Annotated in this window: 7 protein-coding genes; 5 read left to right on the top strand and 2 right to left on the bottom strand. The window is 70.6% G+C overall.

Annotated elements, in window-relative coordinates; genetic code table 11:
• Nucleotides 1-23: 23 nt before the first annotated feature.
• Nucleotides 24-698, bottom strand: a complete 675-nt coding sequence (phoU, locus tag E1283_RS29460; RefSeq protein WP_132821215.1) for a phosphate signaling complex protein PhoU — start codon at nucleotides 696-698, stop codon at nucleotides 24-26.
• A 181-nt stretch (nucleotides 699-879) separates the two neighbouring features.
• Here phoU and phoR point away from each other — a divergent pair, with 181 nt between their 5' ends.
• Both phoR and phoP read left to right on the top strand, forming a co-directional pair.
• Complete coding sequence (gene phoR / locus E1283_RS29465; protein WP_132821216.1) at nucleotides 880-2190, top strand: two-component system sensor histidine kinase PhoR; 1311 nt, start codon at nucleotides 880-882, stop codon at nucleotides 2188-2190.
• Complete coding sequence (gene phoP / locus E1283_RS29470; protein WP_132821217.1) at nucleotides 2187-2867, top strand: two-component system response regulator PhoP; 681 nt, start codon at nucleotides 2187-2189, stop codon at nucleotides 2865-2867. Before phoR ends, phoP begins: the two co-directional genes overlap by 4 nt.
• Nucleotides 2868-3061: 194 nt before the next feature.
• Here phoP and E1283_RS29475 read toward each other — a convergent pair whose 3' ends face one another.
• On the bottom strand, nucleotides 3062-3865 hold the full coding sequence (locus E1283_RS29475; RefSeq protein WP_132821218.1) for a DUF461 domain-containing protein: 804 nt from the start codon (nucleotides 3863-3865) through the stop codon (nucleotides 3062-3064).
• Between the two features lie 437 nt (nucleotides 3866-4302).
• Between E1283_RS29475 and E1283_RS29480 the strand changes: the two genes are divergently transcribed.
• The 3 genes from E1283_RS29480 to ispF all read left to right on the top strand — a co-directional run bounded on the left by E1283_RS29480 (nucleotide 4303) and on the right by ispF (nucleotide 6454).
• Nucleotides 4303-4785, top strand: a complete 483-nt coding sequence (locus tag E1283_RS29480; RefSeq protein WP_129841803.1) for a CarD family transcriptional regulator — start codon at nucleotides 4303-4305, stop codon at nucleotides 4783-4785.
• A 411-nt stretch (nucleotides 4786-5196) separates the two neighbouring features.
• Entirely contained in the window at nucleotides 5197-5955 is a 759-nt protein-coding gene (gene ispD, locus E1283_RS29485) for a 2-C-methyl-D-erythritol 4-phosphate cytidylyltransferase (protein ID WP_132821219.1), read from the top strand.
• The gene (gene ispF, locus E1283_RS29490; protein ID WP_132821220.1) at nucleotides 5945-6454 is read left to right on the top strand and encodes a 2-C-methyl-D-erythritol 2,4-cyclodiphosphate synthase; all 510 of its coding nucleotides are present in this window, start codon (nucleotides 5945-5947) and stop codon (nucleotides 6452-6454) included. Before ispD ends, ispF begins: the two co-directional genes overlap by 11 nt.
• Nucleotides 6455-6456 lie beyond the last annotated feature (2 nt).

Genomic DNA, 6456 nt, shown 5'->3' on the forward strand with positions numbered 1-6456 from the left:
GGGGAAACAACCCCCGGTGACCCTCAGGCCGTCGCGTCCGGGTCCGGCAGGAACTCGTCCGCGTGTTCGCCCGTCACCAGGAACACCACCCGCCGCGCGATCGACACCGCGTGGTCCGCGAAGCGCTCGTAGTAGCGGCCGAGCAGCGTCACGTCCACCGCCGTCTCGATGCCGTGGTGCCAGCGGTCGTCGAGCAGGTGGCTGAAGAGCGTGCGGTGGAGCGAGTCCATCTCGTCGTCGTCCTGCTCCAGCTGCATCGCCAGCTCGACGTCCTTGGTGATCAGCACCTCGGTCGCCTTGGCCATCAGCCGCTGCGCCAGCTGGCCCATCTCCAGTATGGTCGCCGACAGATCCCGCGGCACCGCCGAGTCGGGGAAGCGGAGCCGCGCGACCTTCGCCACATGCTGCGCCAGGTCGCCACACCGCTCCAGGTCGGCGCTCATCCGCAGGCTGGTGACGACGATCCGCAGATCGGTCGCCACCGGCTGCTGCCGCGCCAACAGCGCGATCGCCGAGTTCTCCAGGTCGCGGTGCATCTCGTCGACCTTGTCGTCGCCCTCTATCACACTCTCGGCGAGCTTGAGATCAGCATCCAGCATCGCGGTCGTGGCCCGCCCGATCGCAGATCCAACAAACCTGGCCATTTCGACCAGGTTGTCGCTGATCGCGTCGAGTTCTTCGTGGTATGCGTCACGCATGACCGATCGTCCTTCCTCCGCCCGCATTGCTGTGTCCGTCACAAGTTGTGCCTGCAAAGCGGCCGTTTCCGCCCCGTCAAGTGAATCATCGCTGTCGGCAAGGTGAACTCTCGCGGGCGGCGGGAAGAGCATCTTCAGTCACACCTGTGTCCAGCGGGCAAGCCCCGCATAACCTGAGGATATGGACGTGAACGCGGCGGTCGCCGCAGTGGCGGCGATAGCCGGTCTCTGCACCGGGGTGGTCGCCATGCTGGCATTCCGGCTCAGCGAACGCGAGCGATCTCGGCCAGCCCGCACCACGCAGCACACCGAGGCCGTTCTCCCGCCAGGGGTGGACACCGTGCTGTCCGTGCTCCGGTCCTCCGCCGTCGTGCTCGACGAGTACGACGGTGTGGTCAAGGCCAGCTCGGCCGCCTACGCGCTCGGCCTGGTGCGCGGCGGCCGGATCGCCGTGGAGCCGATGCTGAAGATGGCCCGCGACACCCGTCGCGACGGCGAGATACGGCAGCTGGAGCTCGACCTGCCGAAGCGCGGCAAGCTGGGCCGCTCCGACGTGCTGGCCGTCTCGGCCCGGGCCGCGCCGCTGGGCGCCCGGCTGGTGCTGCTGCTGGTCGAGGACCTGACCGAGTCCCGTCGCATCGAGGCCGTTCGCCGCGACTTCGTGGCCAACGTCAGCCACGAGCTCAAGACCCCCGCCGGCGCCCTGTCGCTGCTCTCCGAGGCCGTGCTCGACGCGGCGGAGGACCCGGTGGCGGTCACCCGCTTCGCCGGTCGGATGCAGAACGAGGCCACCCGGCTCACCAACCTCATCCAGGAGCTGATCGACCTCTCCCGGGTGCAGGACAACGACATGCTCACGGCCGCCGAGCTGGTCCCCGTCGAGGAACTCGTCACCGAGGCCCTCGACCGTTGCCGCCAGCAGGCCGGGAGCAAGCAGATCACCATCGCCTCGGGCGGCACCGCGGGCCTCGTCGTCTGGGGCAACCGCAGCCAGCTCTCCGCCGCCCTGGGCAACCTGGTGGAGAACGCGGTCAACTACAGCCCACCGCACACCAGGGTCGCCATCGCCGGCTCGCAGGTCTCCGGATCCGGCGGCGACCTGATCGAGATCGCCGTGACCGACCAGGGCGTCGGCATTCCGGAGAACGACCGGGAACGCGTATTCGAGCGGTTCTACCGCGTCGACCCGGCCCGGTCCCGCCAGACCGGCGGGACCGGGCTCGGACTCGCGATCGTCAAGCACGTGGCTGCCTCGCATGGCGGGGAAGTCATGGTGTGGAGCGCTGAAGGTCAGGGCTCCACGTTCACCCTGCGGTTGCCGGAACCCGGCAGCGCGCGGGAACGCCATCGGGCCCTCAGGCGTAAACGCGAGGGATTCGGTGGCACCCTGCACGAACCGGCCGAGTTCCCCGACAGCGTGGAAGCTGACGGTGAAGCGGAGCCGCACAACTCCACCCGCACCAACGAAACCGCCCGGGAGGTCCTCCCGTGACCCGAGTGCTCGTAGTCGAGGACGAGGAGTCGTTCAGCGACGCTCTGTCGTACATGCTCCGCAAGGAAGGCTTCGAGGTCGCCACAGCGGCCACGGGCCCCGAGGGGCTGGACGAGTTCGAGCGCAACGGCGCCGATCTGGTGCTGCTCGACCTCATGCTGCCGGGCCTGCCCGGCACCGAGGTCTGCCGCCAGCTGCGGGGCCGCTCCAACGTTCCGGTCATCATGGTGACCGCCAAGGACAGTGAGATCGACAAGGTCGTCGGCCTCGAGATAGGGGCCGACGACTATGTGACCAAGCCGTTCTCCTCCCGCGAACTGGTGGCGCGCATCCGCGCGGTGCTGCGTCGCCGGGGGGAGTCGGAGGAGGAGAGCCCGGCCGCCCTGGAGGCGGGACCGGTCCGGATGGACGTCGACCGCCACGTGGTCACCGTCTCGGGCCGGAAGGTGGATCTGCCGCTGAAGGAGTTCGACCTGCTGGCGATGCTGTTGCGCAACGCCGGCCGCGTCCTCACCCGGATGCAGCTGATCGACCGTGTCTGGGGCGCGGACTACGTGGGGGACACCAAGACCCTCGACGTCCACGTGAAGCGCCTGCGGGCCAAGATCGAGCCCGACCCGGGCACCCCGCGCTATCTCGTCACGGTTCGCGGCCTCGGCTACAAGTTCGAGCCGTAGGCCGCCCCGGGCCGCTGGGCCCCGATCGACCCGCCACTGGCCGGCGGGACCTGTCCGCCCCGCCTGGCGGGCAGGTCCCGCCGGCCAGTGCGGCACGGGGCCGGCCCACCCGACGCGTCCGCCCGCCGCGGGGCGCGGCGGGCGGATCGTGCTGCGGTGGGGATCGGTGGGATCGGTCGGGACCGACCGGCGGATCAGAGGTCCGCCGACTCGCCCGTTCCCTCGGCGGTGGCCGACTCGTCGCCCGTGCCGGTGCCCTCGGTGCCCTCGGTGCCCTCGACCCCGCCCGTGGCCTCGTCCTCGCCGTCACCCTCGACACCTTCGGTGCCCTCGACGCCTTCCGTCCCGGCGGCGTCCGTCTCCTCGCCCTCCGGGTCCACCACGCCCTCGTCACCCTCGACACCCTCGGTGCCCTCGACGCCGGCCTCGTCCTCGCCGGGGGCGTCGGGCGCGTCAGGACCGCCGGGGGCCGGGGCGGTCGGGGTCGGGGCGACGTCGCGGTAGTAGTCGAAGCTGTCGGTCGGCGTCACCACCCGGGCGTAGAGCGTGATGTCGCCGGTGTTGCTCAGCACGAAGACGAGGTGCTGCGCGTTGCCGGGCACGACGCTCGCCGCCTCCGGGTCGGCGATGATCGCCGCCGGGTTGCCCTCGCCGCCCAGCGCCACGGAGCCGTGCCGGGGGACGACCACGCTGCTCTCGCCGTCCGCGGGGACCAGCTCGGCCCGCACGTCGGTCCCCGGCAGGGTGATCGACTCCAGCGTCTGGTCCTCGGAACCCGTGTTGAACAGGCGGGCGCTGACGCCGGCCGGCCCCGAGCCGTCGTCCGCCATCACGACGTTGACGTTCTGCACCTTGATGTCGTCGACGTGGGCGTAGGCGTTGTCGGGCTTGATCTGGCTGGTTCCGGCGTGCTGGCCGGCGCCGCAGGCGGCCGTCAGCGCGGCGATCGAGAAAGTGAAGAAGGCGGCGGTCACGCCGCGTCGAAGGCTGCTGCTCACGGCGGCCGCATCTCCTAGAACGGTCAGGATGATCTATCGGGCTCAGCGTACCGACCGCCCTTCCGCGGGCCGCACCCGGCCCACGGCAGTGAATTGGCCGCTTTCGATCGCACCCCGCGTACCTGATCAGATGGCGGTCGGTTGATCAATTCTTCGACATCTGGACTGACGCCCGAGACCATTCTGTCAACTAGGGCAAATCGGACACCTTTCCTTGGTTGATGGAAGTTCTTTGTGTTCTTCCGGGTGTTCTCGGACCCACTTCTCCGGCCGGCGAACCCGGCTCCCACCTGCGCATACCTGCCGTCCCAGGCCCCTCGATGCACGCCGAAGCCGACCTTGTCAACCCCCGAGATATGGTCTGACCTGCGAAAACGTCATTCAAAGGGGCGTCTTCCCGTGTTAGCATGGAGAGCCACGGAAGGGGTACCTGTCACATGACGTTCAAGGTTGGCGACACCGTGGTCTATCCCCATCACGGGGCCGCGACGATCGAGGCCATCGAAACTCGCCCCATTAAAGGCGTGGACAAGATCTACTTGGTTCTGAAGGTCGCCCAGGGTGACCTCGAGGTGCGTGTGCCGGCGGAAAACGCCGAGCTCGTCGGTGTGCGCGATGTGGTCGGGCAGGACGGTCTGGATCGGGTCTTCGAGGTGCTGCGCGCGCCTTATGCCGAGGAGCCGACCAACTGGTCCCGTCGTTACAAGGCCAATCTCGAAAAGCTGGCCTCCGGTGACGTCATCAAGGTGGCCGAGGTCGTGCGCGACCTGTGGCGCCGCGAGCGTGAGCGGGGCCTCTCGGCCGGCGAGAAGCGCATGCTCGCCAAGGCACGCCAGATCCTGGTCAGCGAGCTCGCCCTCGCCGAGGCGACCAACGAAGACAAGGCCGAGTCCCTGCTGGACGAGGTCCTCGCCTCCTGACGCGCCGATCCCGCTGACGCAGCCCGCGTCGGCGCATACCGGCAGCCGCCAGCACGACGACAGACAGAACAGACTCATGCGTCAGACGGCCGCACCGTGCGCGAACCGCTCGCGTTGCCAGCCTGTACCGCAGCGCCCGAAAGGCATTCCCCGTGCCGCGCGGGCGCTGTGGCATGTGTGGAACTCCGAGTGGTGCGATTCCACCGCCGCGAAGACAATTCCGAACCCGATTCGCCTCGTTCTCTTCGAGTTCGAGCTCTTCGGGACGGGATTCCCCCACGGTCGGAGAGAGTGTGCCGGGCCCGTGAAGCTGGGCCGACCGGCATGTCACGGAAGGGTCCGATCGTGTGGCCCCGGCACGCTCAGGCCATACCCAACCCCGCCCTGCAAACAAACCTGCACTCGTCACCCATGACCGACATCACACTCAGCCGCCCCGGGCTCGCCCCCGCGGCCGCCGTCATTCCGGCCGCCGGGCGCGGCCTCCGACTGGGCCCAGGGGCCCCCAAGGCGCTGCGTCAGCTCGGCGGCACGCCGATGCTCGTGCACGCGGTCCGGGCCATGGCACGGGCCAGGGCCGTGGCCCTGGTCGTGGTCGTCGCCCCACCGGGCGAGGCCGAGGCCGTCCGTTCCCTGCTGGACGAGCACCCGCCGCCGCCCGGCGTCGACCAGGTGGTGGTTCCGGGCGGCGACACCCGCCAGGAGTCCGTCCGCCTCGGCCTCGACGCGCTGCCCGACGAGATCGAGATCGTCCTCGTGCACGACGCCGCCCGCCCGTTGGTGCCCGTTGACACGGTGGACGCCGTCGCGGCCGCCGTGCGCGCCGGCGCGCCGGCGGTGGTACCGGCGCTCCCGGTCACCGACACCGTCAAACAGATCGCGGCACCGAGCGAACCGCCCGGCGGCCCGGAGCCGGTGGTGGCCACCCCCGACCGCGCGCTGCTGCGCGCCGTCCAGACCCCCCAGGGCTTCGACCGCGCCACACTGGTCGCCGCCCACCTCAAGCACGCGGAAGGCGACGCCACCGACGACGCCGGCATGGTCGAACGGATGGGCGTCCCCGTGGTGCTGGTCCCGGGCCACGAGGAGGCGTTCAAGGTCACCCGCCCCCTCGACCTGGTGCTGGCCGAGGCGGTCCTGGCGCGCCGGAGGAAGAACGATGGCTACTGATCCCGCGGCCCCGGCCGGGTCCCTGACGCTGCCGCGGATCGGCGTGGGCACGGACGTGCACGCGTTCGAGGCCGGCCGCGAGCTGTGGTGCGCCGGCCTCCACTGGCCGGACGCCGGCTTCGGCCTGGCCGGCCACTCGGACGGCGACGTCGCCGCGCACGCGGCGTGCGACGCGCTGTTCTCGGCCGCCGGCGTCGGCGACCTGGGCGCGCACTTCGGCACGGACCGGCCCGAATGGGCCGGTGCGTCCGGCGTCACCCTGCTGACGGAGGCGGCCCGCATCGTGCGGGCCGAGGGATTCACGATCGGCAACGTCGCCATCCAGGTGATCGGCGTCCGCCCCAAGATCGGCAAGCGGCGGGCCGAGGCCCAGCGGGTCCTCTCCGAGGCGGTCGGCGCGGCCGTCTCGATCTCCGGCACGACGACGGACGGCCTCGGCCTCACCGGCCGCGGCGAGGGCCTGGCGGCCCTCGCGACGGCCCTCGTCCTCCCCGCCTGACC

Origin of the sequence: Streptomyces hainanensis (assembly GCF_004348415.1) — a bacterium.
GTDB classification, from domain to species: domain Bacteria; phylum Actinomycetota; class Actinomycetes; order Streptomycetales; family Streptomycetaceae; genus Streptomyces; species Streptomyces hainanensis.

Coding starts and splice junctions, on each gene's coding strand:
- ispD (WP_132821219.1), top strand. CDS start 5,197: ATGACCGACATCACACTCAGCCGCCCCGGGCTCGCCCCCGCGGCCGCC.
- E1283_RS29480 (WP_129841803.1), top strand. CDS start 4,303: ATGACGTTCAAGGTTGGCGACACCGTGGTCTATCCCCATCACGGGGCC.
- ispF (WP_132821220.1), top strand. CDS start 5,945: ATGGCTACTGATCCCGCGGCCCCGGCCGGGTCCCTGACGCTGCCGCGG.
- phoU (WP_132821215.1), bottom strand. CDS start 698: ATGCGTGACGCATACCACGAAGAACTCGACGCGATCAGCGACAACCTG.
- phoR (WP_132821216.1), top strand. CDS start 880: ATGGACGTGAACGCGGCGGTCGCCGCAGTGGCGGCGATAGCCGGTCTC.